Source organism: Anaeroglomus insulsum (assembly GCF_050689095.1).
Classification (GTDB): Bacteria; Planctomycetota; Phycisphaerae; order Sedimentisphaerales; family Anaerohalosphaeraceae; genus Anaeroglomus; species Anaeroglomus insulsum.
Genome location: NZ_JBOGCL010000005.1, coordinates 24,066 through 44,710, shown reverse-complemented (window position 1 = coordinate 44,710; position 20,645 = coordinate 24,066). Strand labels below are relative to the sequence as shown.

Annotated in this window: 18 protein-coding genes and 1 riboswitch; of the genes, 8 read left to right on the top strand and 10 right to left on the bottom strand. The window is 52.5% G+C overall.

Annotated features, from left to right (window positions below; translation table 11 throughout):
* Nucleotides 1-25 precede the first annotated feature (25 nt).
* From ACQ9LF_RS06090 to nifJ, 5 genes are all read right to left on the bottom strand, one after another.
* On the bottom strand, nucleotides 26-817 hold the full coding sequence (locus ACQ9LF_RS06090) for a hypothetical protein (RefSeq protein ID WP_462488489.1): 792 nt from the start codon (nucleotides 815-817) through the stop codon (nucleotides 26-28).
* Nucleotides 814-1,806 carry an exosortase/archaeosortase family protein gene (locus tag ACQ9LF_RS06085; protein ID WP_462488488.1) on the bottom strand — a complete coding sequence of 331 codons (993 nt, stop codon included), beginning with the start codon at nucleotides 1,804-1,806 and terminating at the stop codon, nucleotides 814-816. Before ACQ9LF_RS06085 ends, ACQ9LF_RS06090 begins: the two co-directional genes overlap by 4 nt.
* Nucleotides 1,807-1,817: 11 nt before the next feature.
* Nucleotides 1,818-3,446: a polysaccharide biosynthesis/export family protein gene (locus ACQ9LF_RS06080; protein ID WP_462488487.1), complete on the bottom strand. Its 1,629-nt coding sequence runs from the start codon at nucleotides 3,444-3,446 to the stop codon at nucleotides 1,818-1,820.
* Between the two features lie 297 nt (nucleotides 3,447-3,743).
* A complete protein-coding gene (locus ACQ9LF_RS06075; protein WP_462488486.1) occupies nucleotides 3,744-4,415 on the bottom strand; it encodes a hypothetical protein in 672 nt (223 codons plus the stop codon).
* A gap of 120 nt (nucleotides 4,416-4,535) precedes the next feature.
* A complete protein-coding gene (gene nifJ / locus ACQ9LF_RS06070; RefSeq protein ID WP_462488485.1) occupies nucleotides 4,536-8,102 on the bottom strand; it encodes a pyruvate:ferredoxin (flavodoxin) oxidoreductase in 3,567 nt (1,188 codons plus the stop codon).
* 260 nt (nucleotides 8,103-8,362) lie between these two features.
* Between nifJ and polA the strand changes: the two genes are divergently transcribed.
* The 4 genes from polA (at nucleotide 8,363) to ACQ9LF_RS06050 (ending at nucleotide 13,110) form a co-directional block, all read left to right on the top strand.
* Complete coding sequence (gene polA / locus ACQ9LF_RS06065; protein ID WP_462488484.1) at nucleotides 8,363-11,149, top strand: DNA polymerase I; 2,787 nt, start codon at nucleotides 8,363-8,365, stop codon at nucleotides 11,147-11,149.
* A 73-nt stretch (nucleotides 11,150-11,222) separates the two neighbouring features.
* Nucleotides 11,223-12,215, top strand: coding sequence for a CHAD domain-containing protein (locus tag ACQ9LF_RS06060; RefSeq protein ID WP_462488483.1), 993 nt, complete (start codon nucleotides 11,223-11,225; stop codon nucleotides 12,213-12,215).
* The gene (locus ACQ9LF_RS06055; protein ID WP_462488482.1) at nucleotides 12,193-12,810 is read left to right on the top strand and encodes an HD domain-containing protein; all 618 of its coding nucleotides are present in this window, start codon (nucleotides 12,193-12,195) and stop codon (nucleotides 12,808-12,810) included. Before ACQ9LF_RS06060 ends, ACQ9LF_RS06055 begins: the two co-directional genes overlap by 23 nt.
* A gap of 75 nt (nucleotides 12,811-12,885) precedes the next feature.
* Entirely contained in the window at nucleotides 12,886-13,110 is a 225-nt protein-coding gene (locus ACQ9LF_RS06050) for a hypothetical protein (RefSeq protein ID WP_462488481.1), read from the top strand.
* Between the two features lie 78 nt (nucleotides 13,111-13,188).
* Here the strand turns inward: ACQ9LF_RS06050 and ACQ9LF_RS06045 are convergent, their stop codons facing one another.
* The 4 genes from ACQ9LF_RS06045 to ACQ9LF_RS06030 form a co-directional block, all read right to left on the bottom strand.
* A complete protein-coding gene (locus tag ACQ9LF_RS06045) occupies nucleotides 13,189-14,469 on the bottom strand; it encodes a Gfo/Idh/MocA family oxidoreductase (RefSeq protein WP_462488480.1) in 1,281 nt (426 codons plus the stop codon).
* A gap of 49 nt (nucleotides 14,470-14,518) precedes the next feature.
* Nucleotides 14,519-15,163 carry a 3-keto-disaccharide hydrolase gene (locus tag ACQ9LF_RS06040; protein WP_462488479.1) on the bottom strand — a complete coding sequence of 215 codons (645 nt, stop codon included), beginning with the start codon at nucleotides 15,161-15,163 and terminating at the stop codon, nucleotides 14,519-14,521.
* A gap of 18 nt (nucleotides 15,164-15,181) precedes the next feature.
* Nucleotides 15,182-16,105 (bottom strand): hydroxypyruvate isomerase family protein, encoded by a 924-nt coding sequence (locus tag ACQ9LF_RS06035; RefSeq protein WP_462488478.1) that lies wholly within the window; start codon nucleotides 16,103-16,105, stop codon nucleotides 15,182-15,184.
* 134 nt (nucleotides 16,106-16,239) lie between these two features.
* Nucleotides 16,240-16,830 carry a class I SAM-dependent methyltransferase gene (locus ACQ9LF_RS06030; RefSeq protein ID WP_462488477.1) on the bottom strand — a complete coding sequence of 197 codons (591 nt, stop codon included), beginning with the start codon at nucleotides 16,828-16,830 and terminating at the stop codon, nucleotides 16,240-16,242.
* 221 nt (nucleotides 16,831-17,051) lie between these two features.
* Nucleotides 17,052-17,158, top strand: a riboswitch (TPP riboswitch).
* A gap of 70 nt (nucleotides 17,159-17,228) precedes the next feature.
* Here ACQ9LF_RS06030 and thiF point away from each other — a divergent pair.
* The 4 genes from thiF (at nucleotide 17,229) to thiH (ending at nucleotide 20,183) form a co-directional block, all read left to right on the top strand.
* Nucleotides 17,229-17,858 (top strand): sulfur carrier protein ThiS adenylyltransferase ThiF, encoded by a 630-nt coding sequence (gene thiF / locus ACQ9LF_RS06025; protein WP_462488476.1) that lies wholly within the window; start codon nucleotides 17,229-17,231, stop codon nucleotides 17,856-17,858.
* Nucleotides 17,843-18,055: a sulfur carrier protein ThiS gene (thiS, locus tag ACQ9LF_RS06020; protein WP_462488475.1), complete on the top strand. Its 213-nt coding sequence runs from the start codon at nucleotides 17,843-17,845 to the stop codon at nucleotides 18,053-18,055. The genes thiF and thiS overlap by 16 nt, the downstream gene beginning before the upstream one ends.
* 202 nt (nucleotides 18,056-18,257) lie before the next feature.
* Nucleotides 18,258-19,031, top strand: a complete 774-nt coding sequence (locus ACQ9LF_RS06015) for a thiazole synthase (protein ID WP_462488474.1) — start codon at nucleotides 18,258-18,260, stop codon at nucleotides 19,029-19,031.
* Between the two features lie 3 nt (nucleotides 19,032-19,034).
* Nucleotides 19,035-20,183: a 2-iminoacetate synthase ThiH gene (gene thiH / locus ACQ9LF_RS06010; RefSeq protein WP_462488473.1), complete on the top strand. Its 1,149-nt coding sequence runs from the start codon at nucleotides 19,035-19,037 to the stop codon at nucleotides 20,181-20,183.
* A 150-nt stretch (nucleotides 20,184-20,333) separates the two neighbouring features.
* Here the strand turns inward: thiH and ACQ9LF_RS06005 are convergent, their stop codons facing one another.
* A complete protein-coding gene (locus ACQ9LF_RS06005; RefSeq protein WP_462488472.1) occupies nucleotides 20,334-20,645 on the bottom strand; it encodes a DUF503 domain-containing protein in 312 nt (103 codons plus the stop codon).

Genomic DNA, 20,645 nt, shown 5'->3' with positions numbered 1-20,645 from the left:
AATTCCTGTCAAAAGGTCGCAGGGACTAGGGTTCAACGATTTCGCCGCGTTTGACTTTGTCCCAGTCGGGCCAGTGGTCTTCTTCCAGAACGGGAAGCACGGTGGCCAGCAGTGTTTGGCTGGCCTGCATCATTTGTTCCTGATTGGGATAAATCAGGCCGGTATAGTCCATGCCGTAAAATTTCCATTCGATTTTAGCAAAATAGGAGTACTTCACAAAAAAATTGCTGCCCAGAACCGCCCGGGTTTCGGTACGACTGCCGCAAAACTGGCCATTGGCTTTGAAGCAATACTGAACGGAAAACCGGGTTTCCGGAGCCAGCGTGCTTTTTTCCTGCCGGCTGAACAGCACCGACTGCATGGAAATGGGGACTGGGGTTTCCCGTCCGGGCCAGGCGATTTCTATGGACAGGGTATCCGCCCCGAGCTTGGTGTTGCCGCTTCCGGCGTAACACTCGTCCGGCACATGCGGCACCATATCCGGATTGCCGGTATAATAAGTGATAAATAAAGTACAATATTTGGTTGGGCTGTCGCTTTCGGCCTGGGGGTCTTCAAGGGTCCAGTTGAGATACTCTTCAGTACCCAGGCTTTCCAGCACATCCTGATTGGCGATACGTTCCCGGCTGCGTACGATATATGGCTCCAGCTTTTTGGCGTCCAGCTGTTCCAGCGGTTTTTTCAGGGGGATCGGCTGTTTTGTCAAATGGACGCCCAGGGCGTGAATGACCACGGTTTTGGTGGTTGCAAATAAGGCCAATATCACAGCACAGGTCACGAAGGCCGGATTGAACAGTGATTTCCTGGGCTGGGTCATGGCTTGGGCTCCTTGGCCATAGAGGATTCAATCCGCCGGATAATCAAGTCGGCTTGTTCCTCCTGTTCATCAGTATATAGATTGCCCATCAGCCAAGCCAGGATCCCGTAAAAGCCAAATGCCAGCGGCAGCATCATCAGCCCCAGCATGTCGTGGTAGATTCCTTTGGCGTACTCGGGATTCCACAGGATATAAATCAACCCCGTGATGGTCACACGAACCACGTTGCACAGGATGGCAATCGGAATGGTGCTGAGCAGCAAGACCAGCCGCTGCCAGATGGGTCTTTCATGCAGATAGGCCATGGCCACCCCCAGAGCCACAAAGGCCATCAGCAGCCGCATGCCGCTGCAGGCCTCGGCCACATCCAGACCGGGTGAAAGCATTTGCCCCTTGTAAACCACATCAATCACCACGCCGTTGGCGGTAGCAGTCAAATCCGGAATCAGATTTAATACCCAGGTTGCGACGACCGCAGCCATCTGCCGCAGGGGAATGGTCATCTGAGAATACAGCCGATCCGGCAGGGGAATGGCAAAAAACAAATAGCCGATCGGCAGCCAGGTCAGCCGCAGCAGGTTCCATCCCCCCAAAAGCAGAACCATGGCAGCCAGTGTACCCACCATCAGAATCGGGCGGCCATAAGCAAATTTAAACTGGACAATGTTCAGCGGGTATAGCAAGAGGAAGAAAATCAGAACCGGAACTCCCCATTTCCAGCTGGGCTGATAGGAACTGGACAGCAGCAGGTCTTTTTTCTGATGCAAAAAGTACAGGCTGAACAAAGGTATGATAAACCCGTGCGACCAGCTTGAGTCGTTGATCCAGCGATGGACCATGCCCCATAAGTCCTGACCGAAAAACCATCCGAACAGCACGGTCAGGACTGTCATCTGCACCCAGACGGCAGCCGGAATATCCGTCCAGCGGTATTCCCGGCCCGGAGTCTGGCAAGGCAGTTGGGTCTGGCTTGAGGGTATAGAATTCATAAATAGATGATTTAGAAAATACTGTTGAACCCAAAATGGCCCGGGAATGGGTCGCCGTCCAGATCGCTTTCAGCGAAATTCCGGTCATAGATAAAACCGAATCCGTACGTGGCTCGGAAGCCGTTGCGCAATTCCTCCAGCCATCTGCTTGTTCCGGTGGTCCCTACGTTGATCAGGTCGTAGGGTTTGATGAAAAAGTCAGGCTGCAGGCCTTTGGATATTTTTTTGAGGTCCACCATGACGATTTGTTCCTGCATCATCCCGGCCTTGTTTTTGCCGATGCGGCGGATGACTTCCACTTTTTGCGGAGCGGCAATACCGTTTAATCCGCCGGCGGAGGCAATCGCCATTTTCAGGGTTATGGGACGTCCGGTGATAGCGATGGCACCCTGGGCATTGACGTTGCCAGCGACCCAGAATTCGCCAATCAGGTCCACGGGAACGGTGATGCGATCGCCGGGACGGATGGCGATGTTATAGCGGGGATCACCGGCCAGCAGCCGATCTACTGGAATCTTCAAGACGCGAGTCGTCTTGTTTTTGGCGCCGAGGGCCTCCGTTCCCCAAGTCCGCAAAGCGGGTTCCTGGACAGTCGATCCGGCCGGTTTTTCAGCCTGTTGCTGGGAAACCGGCAGTGTCGGCTGTGGCGTAACCTGAGCCTGGCCGCCTGCACGAACCGGCTTCCATTTGCCATCCTCAAAAATCCACTTGACCTGTTCGGATTGGGGCTGTGTGGCAGGGGCGGTTTCAGGTTCGTTGACCGGTACGGTCGGAGGAGTCTCAACGGTCTCGAGTCCCTGCGGAGCTGCCAGCGATTCCAATTGCTGAGTCGTTGTCATTTCTGCAGTTGTAATCATCAGCCCGCTGGGCCGAGAGGCCACTGCCGGAGCGATAATGTTCAGCAGCTCGTCTTCGGCACTGGGTTTCTTGGGCTCGACGGGAGTCATCTCAATTTTAGGTTCGACCGGTGTCATCTGGGGCGCGGGGACTGGTGCAGGAGACGCCGAGGGGGCCGAGGAAGTGTTCTGCTCAACGACATCTCGGGAGACATAGATATAGCTGACATTGAATTCAGCCACACCGCCGGCTAATGCAATGGCATCGGTCAGACGGAAGGAATAGCGAGGGATCTGAAAGCGGGCCGATTGGCCGACACCCTGTCCGACAATCGAGAAATATCGGGATTCAGAGTTCATCAAAAGCACGGTAACCGAGGGGTTTTTCAGAATCGTCGGCGACAGGATATCCCGGATTTCCTGTTCCAGCTGGGCCTCTGTTAAGCCGGCGGCCTGAACCTGCCCGACATCGGGAATGGAAATACGACCGGTTTCGGTGACCACGTAGTCATTAACATACGTCTGGCCGGGCTGATACAGCTCGAAAATGCTGATCCGGACAATGTCGCCGGAACCGAAGACATAGTCTGTTTCAATATCCACCAAATCTTCAGGTTTAGGATCTTCAGCCCCTTCATACGTGGGAGAGGGTTCATCGGCCACCCCCAGCGAATCCAGAATGACATTGACAGTGGGGGTCGGCTCGAAGCGTCCTAATTGCGTGGGGTCGAGAATGTCGTTGTAACAGCCGTTTAATAAAGTACATGCAACGACGATTGTAAAAAAGGCCCTTGTTTTACCCATCGCTTTTACAATCCTTTATAAAATCATTGTATTATTGTTTATCGGCCTATTGGCCGTTCCATAGTCCGAGTTGGCGAATACCGACATGCCATATGTTCTTACTTCGGCCTTTAAAAGCGACCTCTTAATCCTAAAATAGATGTAATCCTTCACACTCAGGTCAGACTTTTATAACGTATTTTTACGAGAAAACATATCGTTTGACAAGCTTTTTTTGACAGAACGAGCAATAATCTATCCATTATCTATATTGATAATACAGGTCTTCCATTCACAACAAGTTAAGATCCTGAGAAATTATGGTGTAACCTCGGTCGTATGGTATTGGACCTTCACCCGCAGTTTTTTGGAGGACAGTCCGTCGGTGGCATCAAAAATATCAATCGTTCTGGGTAGATTATGGTTTAACTCGTTAACAAATCGAAGATTATAGCACAAAACCTGATAGATTTGGTTGTCTTTTTGAACGATGACTTGTTCAAACCGGTCATTGAATTGGTTTTTCATTAAGCGAATTGTGGCGTCTTTTTTGGTGAGAAGATAGGGAATATACCATTTCCCTTCGATGCGAACAGGCTCTTCCTGGCGGGCTTGTTCCAGGGGGAGCCATTGAGCCGAGGACATCATGCCATAATAAATGGCCTGAAGATAGGCTTTGTTGTATAAGTTTTCGAAGGTTTTATTGCCTGACACGTTTTTCACGCTGTATTGTTCCCCCTGGAGCGACCAGGTATATCGTCCGGAAGGTTCTTTGGAGCTGATTTGAAGGCTTTTTGAAGCAGGGGTGAACAGATGTTCCTGTTCGGTCACATAAAGCGAGTCCTCCTGGTAAAAGTTGACGTGGCAGGTCATCTTCAGGTGGGCCTGTTGGGGGGAAATGTCCTGGATAGAAGAGGACTTCTGGTTTGACTGACAGCCCCAGATGGCGATAGATGTAATCATCACGAGCACATAATACTTGCCTGGCATATCTACTCCTTAAAACATAGAATATCTGGTTTTGGATGAATTTACGAATTCAGTATAAACCAAAAAAAACGGCCCTGCAAGTTTATTACAGGGCCGAGTAAAAACCGAGGGGTTCACGGTTTACAGTTTGGACAGCTTTTCCAGGCGAGCATACTTATTCTGTGTATCCTGTTTGGCCTGTTCCATAAGGGCAGCTGCCACGTCTGGCTTGGACTGTTTGAGTGTCCGGTAGCGGTTCTGACCATAGGCATATTCCGCGAAGTCCAGGGTCGGGGCCTTGGAGTCCAGCTGCAGCGGATTTTTGCCTTCGGCGGCCAGCCGCGGGTCAAACCGATACAGGGGCCAATGGCCGCAGGCGACGGCCTTTTTCTGTTCATTGTAGCCGGTTGCCATATCGATGCCATGGGCAATGCAATGGCTATAGGCCAGGATGAGGGACGGACCATCGTAGCTTTCAGCTTCAACGAAGGCCTTGACCGCCTGGTTGGGGTCGGCTCCGATGGAGACACAGGCGACATAAATACCGCCATAGGTCATCGAAATCATGCCGAAATCCTTCTTGGGCATGCGTTTGCCGCCGGCAGCAAACTGAGCAACGGCGCCACGCGGGGTGGATTTGGACATCTGCCCGCCGGTGTTGGAATACACTTCGGTATCGAGTACCAGGACGTTGACATTTTCGCCGCTGGCCAGGACGTGATCCAGACCGCCGTAGCCAATGTCGTAGGCCCAGCCGTCACCGCCGACGATCCAGACGCTCTTTTCGACCAGGTAATCGGCCACCGTCAAGAGCTGTTTGCAGTCTGCACAATTGCTCTTGGCACAGGCGGCTTTGAGCTTATCGACGCGGGCTCGCTGGGCTTCAATGCCGGCTTGCTCTTTTTGGGTGCTCAGTCCGGCCTTGATTTCTTCGGCCAGGGCTTGATCGACACACCCGGCGGCAGCGACCTTGCCCAGCAGTTCTGCGGCAAAGGCCTTGAATTTGTTGACAGCCAGGCGCATCCCGAGGCCGTATTCGGCATTGTCTTCAAAGAGACTGTTGGACCATGCGGGGCCTCGGCCATCAGCACGTTTGGTATAGGGGGTGGTGGGCAGGTTGCCGCCATAAATCGACGAGCAGCCTGTTGCATTGGCAATCAGGGCACGATCGCCGAACAACTGGGTCAGCAGCTTGACATAGGCTGTTTCGCCGCAACCGGCACAGGCCCCGGAGAATTCAAACAGCGCCGGGACCAGCTGGCTGCCTTTGACGGAATTGATCTTAAACTTGCTGGGATCCGTGTCCGGAATGGACAGGAAGTAATTGAAGTTGTCGCGTTCGTTGAGCCGCAGGGGTTCCTGCAGGGCCATGTTGATGGCCTTGCGTCCGGTCGGCTGCTTGTTGGCGTCTTTTTCCTCGACGGGGCAATTCAGAACGCAGGCGGCGCAGCCGGTGCAGTCTTCCGGGGCGACCTGGACGGTGAACTTCATACCGGCGAACTCTTTGCCTTTGGCCTCGGCACACTTGAAGGTCTTGGGAGCCTTCTGGGCAAATTGAGGATCATAGGCCTTGATGCGGATGGCAGCATGCGGGCAAACCAGCGAGCAGCGGCCGCACTGGATGCAAAGATGGGGTTCCCAAACCGGAATATGAACGGCGATGTTGCGTTTTTCGTACTTGGTGGTACCGGTGGGGAATTTGCCGTCGACGGGCATCTTGCTGACCGGCAGCTTGTCGCCGCGGCCGGCCAGGATTTCGCCGGTGACTTCCTTGACAAAATCCGGAGCGTCTGCGGGCACTGCAGCGGCGATATGGGTCTTGCTGGTGACCTGAGCGGGCACCTTGACTTCATAAATTTTATCCAGCGCAGCATCCACAGCGGCGTTGTTCATGGCAACGACTTTTTCACCTTTTTTGCCGTAGCTTTTCTTGATTGCGTTTTTGATGGAGTTGATTGCAATCTGCGGGTCGATGACATTGCTGATTTTGAAGAACGCCGTCTGCATGATGACATTGATGCGGGCACCCAGGCCGAGTTCTTCGGCGATGCGGATGGCATCGATGACATAGAATTTCATTTTCTTCTCGATGAGGTGTTTTTGGACTTCCGCGGGCAGCGAATCCCACACTTTGTCCGGGCTTTCGAGACTGGTCAGCAGGAAGGTGCTGCCGACTTTGGCACTGGCCAGCATATCATACTTTTCCAGGAAGCTGGGATTGTGGCAGGCGACAAAATCGGCCTTGCTGATCAGGTAGGGGCTGCGGATCGGGTCTTTGCCAAACCGCAGGTGCGAGACGGTCATTGTGCCGGCCTTTTTGGAGTCATAGACAAAATAGCCCTGGCAGTAATTGTCGGTTTCTTCGCCGATAATTTTGATGCTGTTCTTGTTGGCGCCAACCGTACCATCGGAACCCAGGCCGAAGAACATGGCGGAGTACACTTTCTGGCCGGTGTCAAAATGTTCATCATAGGCCAGGCTGGTGTGGCAGACATCGTCGTTGATGCCCACGGTGAAGTGGTTTTTGGGGTGGGCCTGGTCCAGATTATCAAAGACGGCCTTGACCATCCCGGCAGTGAATTCCTTGCTGCCCAAACCGTAGCGTCCGCCGACAATTACAGGATATTTATCGAGATGAATTTTCCGTTCGCTCATCAGTTCGCCGAAGGCGGTACGGATATCCAGATACAGTGGTTCGCCAATGGCTCCCGGCTCTTTGGTGCGGTCCAGAACGGCCACTTTGTAGCAGGTTTTGGGCAGGGCCATGGCAAAATGTTCATTGCTGAAGGGACGATACAAACGAACCGCAATCACGCCGACCTTTTCGCCTTTGGCCACGAGGTATTCGACGGTCTCACGGACGGTTTCGGCGCCGGAACACATAATCACGATGACCTTTTCAGCATCGGGGGCGCCATAATAGTCAAACAGTTTATATTGACGTCCGGTGATTTGGGCAAACCGATTCATGGTCTGTTCCACGATGCCCGGCACAGCCTGGTAGAATTTATTGACGGTTTCACGGCCCTGGAAATAGACATCCGGGTTCTGTGCGGTTCCGCTCATCATGGGATGGTCCGGGGACAGGGCACGGGCTTTGTGAGCGGCGACGAGGTTGTTATCAATCATGGCCCGCATATCATCGTAGGTCAATTCTTCGACTTTCTGCACTTCGTGACTGGTGCGGAAGCCGTCAAAGAAATGCAGGAAAGGAACGCGGGAAGCCAGGGTAGCCTGCTGGGCGATGAGAGCGAAGTCCATGGCTTCCTGAACGTTGGCCGAGGCCAGCATGGCAAAACCGGTCTGACGGCAGGCCATCACGTCGGAATGGTCGCCGAAAATGCTCAGGGCCTGGCAGGCCAGCGAGCGAGCGGTTACATGGAAGACTGTCGGGAGCAATTCACCGGCAATTTTATACATATTGGGAATCATCAGCAGCAACCCCTGCGATGCGGTAAAGGTGGTGGTCAGGGCACCGCTGGCCAGAGCGCCGTGGACCGCACCGGCAGCACCGCCTTCAGACTGCATTTCCGTTACAGAAGGGACTGTGCCCCAGATATTCGGCTGATTGGCTGCAGACTTGGCGTCCGAGATTTCGCCCATCGGCGAGCTGGGCGTAATTGGATAAATCGCGATGACCTCGTTGGTGGCATGCGCGACATGCGCTGCTGCCTGATTTCCGTCAATTGTTACCATTTTTCGCTTCATATATTACTCCATAAAATTTGATTAAAAACAAAAAGAACCGCTATCGCATCCTATCGGGTTGGTACCGGAGTGGATGTTCGTTGTGGTTAAAAGATAGATAAATATAGCATAGACGGCAAAAGCAAGCAACTTCTTTTTCGTGTTTTGTGCTGGAAGGAATCGTTTTTGAAATGCACTTGCAAGTTTTTGTTCTGTTTGGCACAACAAAAATATCAGAAAATGGTTTCCCAATCCTCCACAATCCCTGTATAGTTTAGAGGATGACTGAGCAGACCAAAAAATTCTTTATCATCGACGGGCATGCCCATATCTATGCGGCGTACTATGCCCCGATGCGGCCGTTGAATAGTCCGTCGGGTGAACCGACGAAAGCGGTTTTTGTGTTTACGAGTGCAATATTGGGCTTACTGGAGCGAGAAAAGCCAGATATGCTGGTTGTGGCGATGGATTCGAAGATGCCCAGTTTCCGTACTAAAATCTATCCGGAATATAAGGCACATCGCCCGCCAATGCCCGAAGATATGCCGCGGCAGATTGACCGCATTGAGCAGATATTGGAGGCCTTGAATATCCCGATGTTGCGGATTGAGGGCTGGGAAGCGGATGATATTATTGGGACCCTGGCCAGCAAAGCCGCAAAGGCAGGCATCTCTACTTACATCTGCTCCAAAGATAAGGATATGCTGCAACTGGTTGGGGACTATGTTGCTACGTATGATATGAAAACCGGCCAGAAGACCGACCTGCAAAAAATGCACGAAGAAATCCGGCTTTTGCCGCGTCAGTTTATCGATGTACTTGCCTTGCAGGGGGACGCTTCGGACAATGTACCTGGGGTGCCGGATGTCGGGCCCAAGACGGCTCTGGAGTGGATTCAGAAATATGGTTCGCTGGAAGCATTATATCAGCATGCCAATGAAATCAAGGGCAAGCGGGGCGATAATCTCCGGAATCATAAAGAACTTGCCTTTCTGAGTCAAAAGCTGGTGACCATTGACTGCAATGCACCGATAGAATTTGATGAACGACGGTTTGCGGTGGTGCCACCCAATCGGGATAAGCTGGCAGGGTTGTTTCAGGAATTGGGATTTACCCGGCTGCTCAGTCAGCTGGATCTGAAGCCTTTGGATGTCCACCAGGAGTCGGTTAAGCCCGATGCGGCAGCCTCCTCCTCAGTCGGTGTCGGCGGGCAGGGAATGCTTTTTGCAATACGGGATGATGCTCCAGCTCAAAGGGCAGGCAAAACATATCATCTGATTGATACCCTCGATAAATTCAACCGCTTTTACCATGATTTGCAAAAGCAAGCTGCGTTTGCCGTGGATACGGAAACGACATCGATTGATCCGATGCGGGCGGAGCTGGTTGGAATGAGTTTTTGCTGGAAGGCCCATGAGGCGTATTATCTGCCGGTGAAGGCTCCCCTGGGGCAGGACCGGCTGGATTTACATAAAATTCGTCCTGTCCTGGCTGCGGTTCTGGCTGACGGCAATCGCTATAAAATCGGGCAAAATCTCAAATATGATATGATGGTGCTGGAAAACGCCGGAATGCCTTTGACGATTGCTCCGGGCGGGGCCTTTGATACGATGATTGCTTCGTATTGTCTTCATGCCGACCGTTCCAGTCATTCGATGGATGCGATGGCCAGAGATTATCTGAATTATGTACCGATACCGATTTCCGATCTCATCGGCAAGGGCAAAAACCAGATTACGTTTGATCAGGTCGATACGGCTGCGGCGTGTGCGTATGCGGCGGAAGATGCGGATGTGACCTGGCAGTTGTGGCAGTATTTATCGATTCGCCTGGAGGGCCAGCCCGCCATCAAAAAATTGTTTGACGAGGTGGAAATGCCGCTGATGCAGGTGCTGGCCCGGATGGAAGCCAACGGGGTCTCGCTGGATTGCGAGCTGCTCAGGACCATGTCGCGGGCGATTAACAAGCAAATCCAAGTCCTGGCCGAGAAGATCTATCAGCAGGCGGGGATGTCTTTTAATATTGACTCGACCAAACAGCTTGCTGAGGTTTTATTTGACCGGCTGGGCCTGCAAAGCCTGCGTCAGGGCAAGACGCAGCGCAGTACCGAAGCTGAGGTTCTGGAGCAGTTGGCCGGCCAGCATCCGATTGTTCCGCTGGTGTTGGAATACCGTCAGCTTGTCAAACTGCAGAATACCTATATTGACAAGCTGCCGTTGCTGGTCAATCCCCGAACCCAGCGGCTTCATGCGTCGTTTAACCAGACGGTGACCGCGACCGGACGGCTGAGTTCGTCGGATCCGAATCTGCAGAATATTCCTGTGCGTACCGAGCTGGGCAGGCAAATTCGTTCGGCTTTCGTGCCGGCGGATCGCAGCCACGGATGTATTCTCAGTGCCGACTATTCCCAGATAGAACTGCGACTGCTGGCTCATTTTTCACAGGATGCGGCGTTGCTCAAGGCGTTTGCGGAAGACAGGGATATTCATACTTTTGTGGCATCGCAGATTTATGGGGTGGCGGCGGAGGCCGTTACCTCAGACATGCGTGGGCGGGCCAAGGCGGTTAATTTTGGCATCATCTATGGGCAGGGGCCTTACGGTCTGTCGCAGACCATCGGTATCAGCCAGGCGGAGGCTAAACGATTTATTGACGAATATTATGGCCGGTATCCGTCGATCCGTAAATTTATGGACAGCGAAATCGACAAGGCTTCCAAGCGGGGCTTTGCTGAAACCATTCTGGGCCGGCGTCGTCCCATTACGGGCCTGAACAGTAAAAACTTTTCGGTTCGTTCTCAGGCCGAACGGCTCACCGTCAATACGGTGATACAAGGCTCGGCGGCGGATTTAATCAAAGTGGCGATGGTGTCGATCCAGCGACGCATCGAAAAGGAAAAGATGCCGATACGGATGATTTTGCAGATTCACGATGAACTGGTCTTTGAATTGCCCAAAACAGAAGCCGCCAGACATGCCGACTGGATTGCTGCGGAAATGACCGGGGCTTTGAAACTGGATGTTCCGCTGAAAGTTGATGTGTCGATTGGTGCGTCCTGGCTGGAGTAGTGTTTGTGCTGGTTATGGATGCAGAGCCTGTCTTGCATTTTGGGGGGTGGATTGAAAGCAGGAACCGAAGACGATGAGTGAGAACCACAATCAGATGCTGCAGCTTGCCTGCGGCTGGATTCGTCAGCAGGCCGAAAAGCTGGACGTTCATCTGGGGAATCTGGAGCAGATGGATGATCCGGAGCCGATTCATCAGGCACGCGTTTCGTGTCGTCGGCTGCGGCAGGGTCTGATGCTTTTGGGGATGTTTATCGAACGAGATATTCTGGAGGACTGGGACAAGGCCATCAGGCGACTGTTGAAGAAATTAGGACCCGCCCGGGATCTTGATGTGCATATTCTTTTTGTCAAGGAGGTTCTGAGCGGATTGGGTCCTGAACAAAAACGGCTTCGTCCCGGCCTGGAGCGGCTTTGTTTTCGGCTGGGTCAGCAGCGTCAGGCCATTCAGAAAAAACTGCTGAAAACGGCCAGGCGATTTCAGAAGAAACAGATTCTGATGAATATCCGCCTGCAGGGGGAAAAGCTGCTGTCTGTGCTGGCGTCCGGCGGGACCGAATCCGGTCAGGTGTTTGTGGACCATTTTATGGATTGCTGCCGGCACCAGGCACAGGACATGACTACACGAGAAACTGCACTGGATGACATCGAAGATTGTGCAGGCCACCATGCCCTGCGGATAGCCGTCAAACGATTCCGGTATCTGCTGGAAATCGGAAATGAAATAACCTGCGGAGGTCTTCGCCAGCCGCTGCAGACGGCCAAGACCTATCAAACGTTGCTGGGGGAACTGCATGATTGTGATGTCTGGCTCGTGATGCTGGAAGAATTTGAATGGGCGGAAAAACAGCGTATGGAGGCGTATTGCGGTTCGACACGGGCCTTTGGCAGGCTGCGTCCCGGTCTGGAGCATCTCCGGCAGATGCGGAGCGAATGTCGGCGGTCCCTGTTTGACCATATTTGCGGATTTCCGGGCCGCCAGAACCTGGTGTCGGAGACTATGCAAATGCTGAAATCGCTATTGCGTATCGGGCGGGAGGTGCAGGATGGAAGCAGCACAGAGATTTGATCCCAATCCAATGGCCGGGGGATATCATAAGCAGATTCATGCCGTAATACAGTTTGCTCGACAATGCCGCTATGAGCAGGGCCACAGTGAACAGGTGACCCGGCTGGCGGAACGTTTATTTGATCACTTGCAGCCGCTTCATGGTTTTACCAAATCGGACCGATTTCTGCTGACCTGCGGCGGAATCCTTCACGATATTGGCTGGATCGAGGGGCAGTCCAAACACCACAAAACATCGATGCGGATGATTCTGGAAGATACGACCATGCCGCTGGATCAATCACAGCGTTGGATCGTGGCTCTGATAGCCCGCTATCACCGTAAGGCATTGCCCAAGCCGGAGCATCCTTATTATTCTCAGCTGACGGCGTCGGATCAATATCGTGTTGGCCTGCTGGGCGGGATGGTGCGTCTGGCCGATGGCCTGGACCGGGGGCATGATAATGCGATTGTGAATCTGACGGTGGAGATTAAACCGGGCCGGATTGTTATTTATTGTGACAAAAAGGGACCCGCTTTAGATGAAATACGCTATGGCAAAGCCAAAGCGGATATGCTGGAACAAGTGCTTGGATGTACTGTGGATATTGTGTAGCAGGAAATGCTTTTAATGGATTTCACGTACAGATCTTAAGTAGGGCACAACCTCGCAGAACAGGAGGGGGGCAGGGTGAACTTTTTTGCCCCTGCTCTGGTAGTACTTGAACAGGCATATTCAAACGGAATGGTTATGAGCAAAAAAGTGTGCAAGTTAGTCAAACAGAAGCTGCCCAAAGAGGATTTGGACAGCTATATTCAGGCGATTCTTCCGGCAAAATATGTATGTAAAAAATGCGGGAGAACAGCCTGCAAAGAAGACTATTTGTGCAAGCCAATTAAAATGAATTCAAAATAGGCGTTTGGATGATCGACCTAACAAAAAAGGCTGTGTCCTGCGACACAGCCTTTTATTCTTGAGATAATTTGTGATGGTTTAAGCCTGGCCCGGGATGGCGATGACATCATCGGCCGGGGCTTTGACGGTACCGTTTTCAAATTCTTCCGAGCCGGGAGTGAGTTTGAGGTTGTACCATGGGGAATTGGAGGACGCATCCGTCAGGTCACGCCAGCGGACCAGCTGACCGGTATAAGCACTGATTCGACCCATAATAGCAGTCAGCGTGGATTCGGCCACATCTTTGGCGGCATTGATGGGCTTGCCGTCGATGACGCCACGCAGCAGCTCAACGTGTTCCTGTACCATTTCACTGCCGTTGGCCTGTTCGTAATCCGGATACTTGAGGTCCACCGCTTTGATCAGTTTGACGGGGCCGGTGCCGTAGGTGGTGCCGTTGGAGCCGGTGAACAGTTCGGAGACCTGATTGTAGCAGCCGTTGATCTGGCGGCACATGCTGTGAATCCGGCAGCCTTCGTCGTAATCGAAATCCACATTGAAGAAATCGAACTGATTGCCGGTCTTTCGGCGGGCACGTCCGCCGAAACCGATTGCCAGTTTGGGGGTGCGTCCAATAAACCAGTTGGCGATATCGATGTTGTGAATGTGCTGTTCGACGATGTGGTCGCCAGACATTTCGGTGAAGCTGACCCAATTGCGAACCATGTAATCGGCGTCGCTTTCGCCGTTTTGGCGTTCCTGATGCCACAGTTTGCCGCCGCACCAGTATACCGCACCGCCGAGAATTGGCCCCAGAGCACCCTGTTCGATGGCGAATTTGGTTCTGCGATAGTTTGCCGCATACCGACGCTGTGTGCCGGCGACGACGCAGAGTTTTTTCTGTTTGGCGATTTCGCCGACTTCTATAATTTTACGGGCACCCGGGGCATCCACGGCGACGGGTTTTTCCATGAAGACGTGCTTTCCCGCATTGATGGCAGCTTCAAACTGGGTGGGGCGGAACGCCGGAGGAGTGACCAGAAGAACGACATCGGCAATGGATTCCATGACTTTTTTATACCCCGTGGGTCCGTCAAAACAGATATCCGGCGACAGGCCGTGCTGTTCGGCGGTTTTTAAGGCCCGGTCTTTGAAATGGTCCGCCAGAGCGACGATTTCTACAGGAATATTCAGATATTTGGCGGCATTGATACAGTCGTTCAGGGCGCCATTGCCGCGTCCGCCGCAGCCGACGAGGGCCAGTCGGATTTTTTCAGGACCTGCTGCATACAGTGCACTTGCCTGAGAGAGCACGGTGGCTGCCGATACGGCAGCGGTGCTTTTCAAAAAGTCACGTCGAGAGAAGCTGATGGGTTTCATAATGCCTCCAAATAAAGGATTTAAGTGAATGAATCTTGATTATCGTTTTTTATTTAAGCGGTTCCAGGTAGAGGTTTCTGAATTCAATCGGGGAGCCTTCGCTTTGCAGGCAGATACTGCCGGCGGTCTTGCTGGCTTTGGTCACTTCATTCTGGAGAAATCCGTTGACGAACAGCTTAATGGAGTCGTTTTTGCAGAAAATGTCATAGCTATTCCATTCGCCGGCGGCATTTTCGGAGCTGTCCAGCTGTTTGGGAACACGTTTGACCGTATTCTTGTCATCGGTGGCGATGGTTATGTCAAATTTGGTAACCGAGACGCCCGGACCAATCAGATAGATATCCCCTGCATTGCTGTTCATCAATTGGGCTTCGATGGCGTTGGGCCACACCGTATCCGGGCCGGTTGTATGCAGCAGAACCCCGCTGTTGGTGGGGGTTTCGACCCATCGCCATTCCAGATGCAGGTGATAATTGCTGTATTCCCGCTCGGTGCGGAGATAGCCGTTGGGCTTGCCTTCACAATGGATAACGCCGTTCTTGACCGACCAGATGCCCAGCGTGTTGGCAGGATATGCTGTCCAGCCGGTGAGGTCTTTGCCTGAAAAGACGCGATGATTCTGCTCGCATCCGCCGGCGGCTAAAGCCACAACCACTGCTGCCAGCAACAGGTTGAATGCGGATTGTCTGTTCATGAGGAATTCCTCCGTGTTTTAGACTTCAAAGTCGTCGCACCAGCGGTATGCTGCCAGCAGGGCCTGTTCGCCTTCTTTGCCGCCTTTGCTGAGTCCATGTTCCATACACAAAACACCCTGATAGCCTTTTTTGAAGATATGAGCAAAGACATTGCGATAGTTGATTTCGCCGGTGGTGGGTTCTCTGCGGCCGGGATTGTCGCCGATATGGAAAGCCCCGATTTCGGTCCATGCCCGGTCGATGTTGGGAATCAGATTACCCTCGGTGATCTGCTGATGATACATATCGTTGACAATTTTACAGCAGGGACTGTTGACGGCCCGGCAGATTTCATACGCCTGGGGCATTTTGGTCAAAAACAACCCTGAATGGTCATACGGATTCAGCGGTTCAAGGACCAGTACCAGGTTGGCGGGTTCGCAAATCTCCATGCAATACCGCAGGTTGTCAATGACATTGGCGGTCTGATAGCCCCATTCCATGCTCAAGTCGTAACGTCCCGGCACCAGCAGGGCGTGTTTGGCGTTACAGCGTTTTGCACATTCCACGCCTTTTTTCATCAGGTCGATGAGCATGTCTTTGACAGAGCTGCTTTTATAGACCATCGAGGCTTTGCCAAAATCGGCATACAGGACAAAGGGCCCCAGGTCCATCTTCAAGTCTGCCAGGAGTTTGGCGATTTTTTCCTGTTCTTCGGGGGATTTGCTCATCATGCCATTCTCAAAGACCGCACGGAAGCCCTGGTCATGACAGAATTTGATGTTGTCCATCGGGTCATTGCCGGCATGGTTTCGGAACATTCCCAGAGAGGGGGCATATTTGAGTTTGAATGGTTTGATGTCTGTTGAGGAAGATTCCTGGGCGATGGCAGATGCTGCCAGAGGTACAGAGGTGAGTCCTGCGGTTGCCAGGGTTGTGGCCACAAAGTCTCTTCGATTCATAAGTTCGTCTCCAGAAATGGTTTATAAATCTGTTTTTGACGTCTTAATAGCTTGCCTTTGCGGCCCATCCGCAATGATTATCGACAGGCAAAGCCTTTTTTACAAAGATGACTCATTAGAACTTGAAGTTACAGTTATTTTATGCAGCGATACACAAATGCTGCCGGCAGATTTCTCCAGATAATCCGGCCGATATGGATTCTGGAAAAGGTCTCCCGCAATTTTTTACGAAACCGCTGCCCCGAGGGCAATAGCAAACCTTGCAGATAGGCAAAGGTGGTAAACCGTCCACCGGGACGAAGAGACTCGAGGGCTGCTTTGAGCAGTTTATCCTGCAATTGGGGTGAAAACGAAGCCCAGGGCAGGCCGGATACGATACAGTCTGCCTGGGTCAGGTGATACTCATCGAGGATTTTGCGGGTATTTTCTGCAGAATCAGCGATAATGGTCGCCTGCGGCAGTTCCTGTTTAAGGATTTCGACGAGTCTGGGATTGGCTTCGATTCCAATAAAAAAAGCCGATTCCTGCTTTTGCCGGAGGATTTCTCGCGTGAAAGAACCAGTTCCGGGACCAAATTCGACAATCGTCTGGGCTTTTTTGACTCCGGCCTGGCGAATGATCTCAGCCGTCAGATAAGGGGAGCTCGGAGAGATTGCCCCGATTTGTCGTGGATTTTTTAGAAATTCACGGATAAATACCGCTGAACTATTTTTTTTTGCTGTCATAAATCCCAGAAAGCTTTTTCTCCTGACCTGCAAAGACTATTTATCCTGGATGTAAATTTTCCACATTGTACGCTAATTTAGGATTCAGGCAAGGGGCTAAATGTGGAGTTTTTGTTAGGGTGTCATGGCGGAAGATGGCGACATTGTAAATCTTTAATGGTCTGTGTTTTAAAAAAGGTTGCTATTTTCCAACCTTTTGCTAAGATGGGACGTAAATACTTTAAATGTGTCAGGGGAGCTTGGCTGATGGCCGAGCTGAGAATCCTGCGGGAGACCCTTTGAACCTGATCCGGTTAATGCCGGCGAAGGGAGGCACAGGGATTATTTATTGACGCCCCTGGTTGCCAGGGGCGTTTTTTTTTGACCTGACGCATATCGTTGGAACGAGGTGCAAAGCAATGGCAAAAATGCCCTGTCCATTTTTTGAGCTGAAAAACGCTGTGGTTGGTATCGCTGGTCTGGGCGGGCTGGGGTCCAATGTGGCCGTTGCGCTGACGCGGCTGCGGGTGGGTAAGCTGATTCTGGCTGATTTTGATGTTGTGGAACAGAGCAATCTGAACCGCCAGAATTATTTTCATGATCAGGTGGGCATTCACAAAGTTGATGCGTCGCTGGACAATCTTCGACGGATAGACCCGGATGCCAATCTGGTGGGGCACAAAATACGTCTAAATCCGGATAATATTCCGCGAGTATTTGATGGGGCGCACATTATAGCGGAATGTTTTGATCGAGCTGATCAAAAGCAGATGCTTGTCGAAACGGTGCTGTCAAAGATGAAACAAACGATTGTGGTGACAGTCAGCGGTCTGGCCGGTTATGGACGAAGCAATGAGATCACCACCACACGTCTGTCACCCAGGCTGGTTTTGGTTGGGGACGGCGTCTCGGGAACTGGTCCGGGTGTTCCGCTGACGGCGGGTCGGGTCGGGATTGCAGCCTATCACCAGGCCAATGTCATCACCGAAATTCTGTTGAACGAGTTAAACTTTATGCTTTTGCGAGGCGGTAGATGGACAAACGATTGAAAATTAATGGTCAGGTTCGTGATTTTGGCGACCAGCTTCCGGCTACGCTCAGTGAACTGCTCAAAGTGCTGGAGATTGATCAGGCGACAGTGGTTGCTGAAGTGGATGGCCGGATTGTCCCTCGCACAGCATTTGGTCAGACCGAGCTGAAAGCAGATGCTGTGATCGAGTTGGTACGCTTTGTCGGCGGTGGATAAAGAGCGGGTATGATTATTCTGCCGCGGCCATAAGCTGCTTTTATATCGCGCGTATTCACAGGGGCAGGTTGCTCTTAAAGACGCGGTGATAATGTGCAGCTGGAAGCTGGCGGCTGAAAGTTCTTTGGCCGCGATGAAACGGGACATTTCAAGCAGGATCCGTGTCATTTGGTTTGAAGCGATTTAATGAAAGTAAAACACTATGGATAAACTGGTTATTGCGGGACGAGAATTTGAGTCCCGATTGTTCATTGGAACTGGAAAATATGCATCCAGTGCGATTATGGCACAGGCGATCGATGCTTCCGGATCCCAGATGGTGACGGTGGCTTTGCGTCGGGTGGATATCGATAATCCCCATGACAATCTGCTGGCAGCGATTGATCGCGACAAGTATCTGCTGCTGCCCAACACCTCCGGGGCTCGTGATGCTGCTGAGGCGGTTCGGCTGGCGCGGCTGGCCCGTGCCGCGACGGGCATTGCCTGGGTGAAATTAGAAGTGACTCCGGATCCGTATTATCTGCTGCCTGACGGGGAAGAAACACTCAAGGCTGCCGCTGAGCTGGTGAAGGACGGGTTTGTTGTTCTGCCCTATATCAACGCCGATCCGATTTTGGCCAAGAAACTTCAGGATGTTGGAACGGCTACGGTCATGCCGCTGGCGGCTCCGATTGGTTCCAACAAAGGACTCAAAACCCGCGATGCGATTGAGATTATTATCGAACAGGCCACCGTTCCGGTTGTTGTGGATGCCGGTCTTGGTGCTCCGTCTCATGCGGCCGAGGCGATGGAAATGGGTGCCGATGCGGTTCTGGTGAATACCGCTATTGCCGCTGCTGCGGATCCGATTGCGATGGCCACGGCATTCAGGCTGGCGGTTGAGGCAGGGCGGCTGGCTTATCAATCCGGCCTGGCTGCTCAAAGCCATCGGGCCAGTGCGTCCAGTCCCCTGACAGGGTTTTTAAGACACGAATAAACTATGACAGATATCAAGACACACTTATCTCAGTTGCGATTAGATGGTTCACGAGGGTATTGGAAAACGGCTCTCGATTCGGTAACGTCCCAGCAGGTCCAGGCTGAGCTGCAGGCTCCGGCAGGACGCTATTCCATTGACCGTTTAGTCCGGTTGTTATCGCCTGCGGCTCGGGATTTTCTGGAGCCGATGGCTCAGCAGGCCCGGACGCTGACCCGGCAGCGATTTGGCAAAACGATCGCGTTGTTCGAGCCGTTGTATGTATCCAATGTCTGTGTGAATAGCTGTGTGTATTGCGGATTCAACCGGACCTCGAATGTGCCTCGGACTCAATTGACGATTGAGCAGGCGATGTCCGATGCCCGTGCGATTGCTGAACAGGGGTTTCGTGATATCCTGCTGGTCAGCGGAGAAGACCCGAAGTTTGCTTCGGTGGAGTATTTTTGCGAGCTGGCCCGGCAGCTTCGGCCTCTGTTCAGTTCAATTTCGGTTGAAATCTATCCGATGGGCCAGTCGCAGTATCAGCAGCTGCTGGCGGCCGGCATCGATGGAGTCACGGTCTTTCAGGAGACCTATGACCGTCAGGTGTATGAATGTCATCATCCCGCCGGCCCCAAACGGAATTTTGACTGGCGGCTGGAATGTCCCGACCGCTTTGCTTCTGTGGGGATGCGTCGAATCGGGCTTGGTGTCCTGCTGGGGCTGACTGACTGGCGGCTGGATACGCTGGCCATGGCCGAACATGCAGCGTATCTGATGAAGCGATACTGGCGGTCGTCGGTGTCGTTTTCGTTTCCGCGGATGCGTCCGGCGGCCAATGTGATAGATCAGTGGCCGCATGTGATTGACGATACCGACCTGGTTCAGATGATGCTGGCGTTGCGGTTGTGTTTTGCCGATGCGGGGATAGTCTTATCGACGCGCGAACGGCCTGAGCTGCGCGACCAATTGATTCATCTGTGTGTGACGCGGATGAGTGCCGGGGCCAGAACCAATCCTGGCGGTTATACCCGGGATGATCGGGACGGCAGCCAGTTTGAAGTGGCCGATACCCGAAGTCCATCTGAAATTGCCCAGAGGATTCGTCAGGCCGGCTATGAGCCGGTCTGGAAGGACTGGGATGCGGCTTTTTGTGAACCTCAAAGCCGTTAGCAGAGAGAATAATACCCTGCGGGTATGATTACTCCGCGACGACCATAACCCGCTTTTATGCCGCGCGTATTTACAGGGTTATGTGACGGACTATAGCCTTACAATTGCCGCAGGGCATTCCTCGATGCACCGCATATCGGTATGCTTTGTTCAAATGATGTCCGGTTCGTCTTCATCCGTATAATACATTTCGCGGTTGATTTTGCTGGTCACGATGCGGTTATCCTGTCGAATAAATTGGATCATGGCATCGAGCTGCTGATGGACGAACGGACCTTCGTTGGCAACGACGGCCAAACCAATGACCGCGATGCGGTGGTTGTCCTGAGCGGCGACTTCGGCAACGGAGGCATTAAACCGGCTCCGCAGGCGTTCGATGACGCTTTTGACGATCCGCCGCTTATCCTTGAGCGAGTGGATGCCCGCCAAGGGAATATGGATGACTAAAGTGCCTATGGTCAT

What these genes read in the sequence shown, in the direction of transcription:
- ACQ9LF_RS06030 (WP_462488477.1), bottom strand. Translation starts at nt 16,830, where the DNA reads ATGACAGCAAAAAAAAATAGTTCAGCGGTATTTATCCGTGAATTTCTA.
- ACQ9LF_RS06040 (WP_462488479.1), bottom strand. Translation starts at nt 15,163, where the DNA reads ATGAACAGACAATCCGCATTCAACCTGTTGCTGGCAGCAGTGGTTGTG.
- thiH (WP_462488473.1), top strand. Translation starts at nt 19,035, where the DNA reads ATGACAGATATCAAGACACACTTATCTCAGTTGCGATTAGATGGTTCA.
- ACQ9LF_RS06015 (WP_462488474.1), top strand. Translation starts at nt 18,258, where the DNA reads ATGGATAAACTGGTTATTGCGGGACGAGAATTTGAGTCCCGATTGTTC.
- ACQ9LF_RS06045 (WP_462488480.1), bottom strand. Translation starts at nt 14,469, where the DNA reads ATGAAACCCATCAGCTTCTCTCGACGTGACTTTTTGAAAAGCACCGCT.
- ACQ9LF_RS06090 (WP_462488489.1), bottom strand. Translation starts at nt 817, where the DNA reads ATGACCCAGCCCAGGAAATCACTGTTCAATCCGGCCTTCGTGACCTGT.
- thiF (WP_462488476.1), top strand. Translation starts at nt 17,229, where the DNA reads ATGGCAAAAATGCCCTGTCCATTTTTTGAGCTGAAAAACGCTGTGGTT.
- ACQ9LF_RS06005 (WP_462488472.1), bottom strand. Translation starts at nt 20,645, where the DNA reads ATGACCATAGGCACTTTAGTCATCCATATTCCCTTGGCGGGCATCCAC.
- ACQ9LF_RS06035 (WP_462488478.1), bottom strand. Translation starts at nt 16,105, where the DNA reads ATGAATCGAAGAGACTTTGTGGCCACAACCCTGGCAACCGCAGGACTC.
- ACQ9LF_RS06085 (WP_462488488.1), bottom strand. Translation starts at nt 1,806, where the DNA reads ATGAATTCTATACCCTCAAGCCAGACCCAACTGCCTTGCCAGACTCCG.
- ACQ9LF_RS06055 (WP_462488482.1), top strand. Translation starts at nt 12,193, where the DNA reads ATGGAAGCAGCACAGAGATTTGATCCCAATCCAATGGCCGGGGGATAT.
- ACQ9LF_RS06060 (WP_462488483.1), top strand. Translation starts at nt 11,223, where the DNA reads ATGAGTGAGAACCACAATCAGATGCTGCAGCTTGCCTGCGGCTGGATT.
- polA (WP_462488484.1), top strand. Translation starts at nt 8,363, where the DNA reads ATGACTGAGCAGACCAAAAAATTCTTTATCATCGACGGGCATGCCCAT.
- ACQ9LF_RS06080 (WP_462488487.1), bottom strand. Translation starts at nt 3,446, where the DNA reads ATGGGTAAAACAAGGGCCTTTTTTACAATCGTCGTTGCATGTACTTTA.
- ACQ9LF_RS06075 (WP_462488486.1), bottom strand. Translation starts at nt 4,415, where the DNA reads ATGCCAGGCAAGTATTATGTGCTCGTGATGATTACATCTATCGCCATC.
- nifJ (WP_462488485.1), bottom strand. Translation starts at nt 8,102, where the DNA reads ATGAAGCGAAAAATGGTAACAATTGACGGAAATCAGGCAGCAGCGCAT.
- thiS (WP_462488475.1), top strand. Translation starts at nt 17,843, where the DNA reads ATGGACAAACGATTGAAAATTAATGGTCAGGTTCGTGATTTTGGCGAC.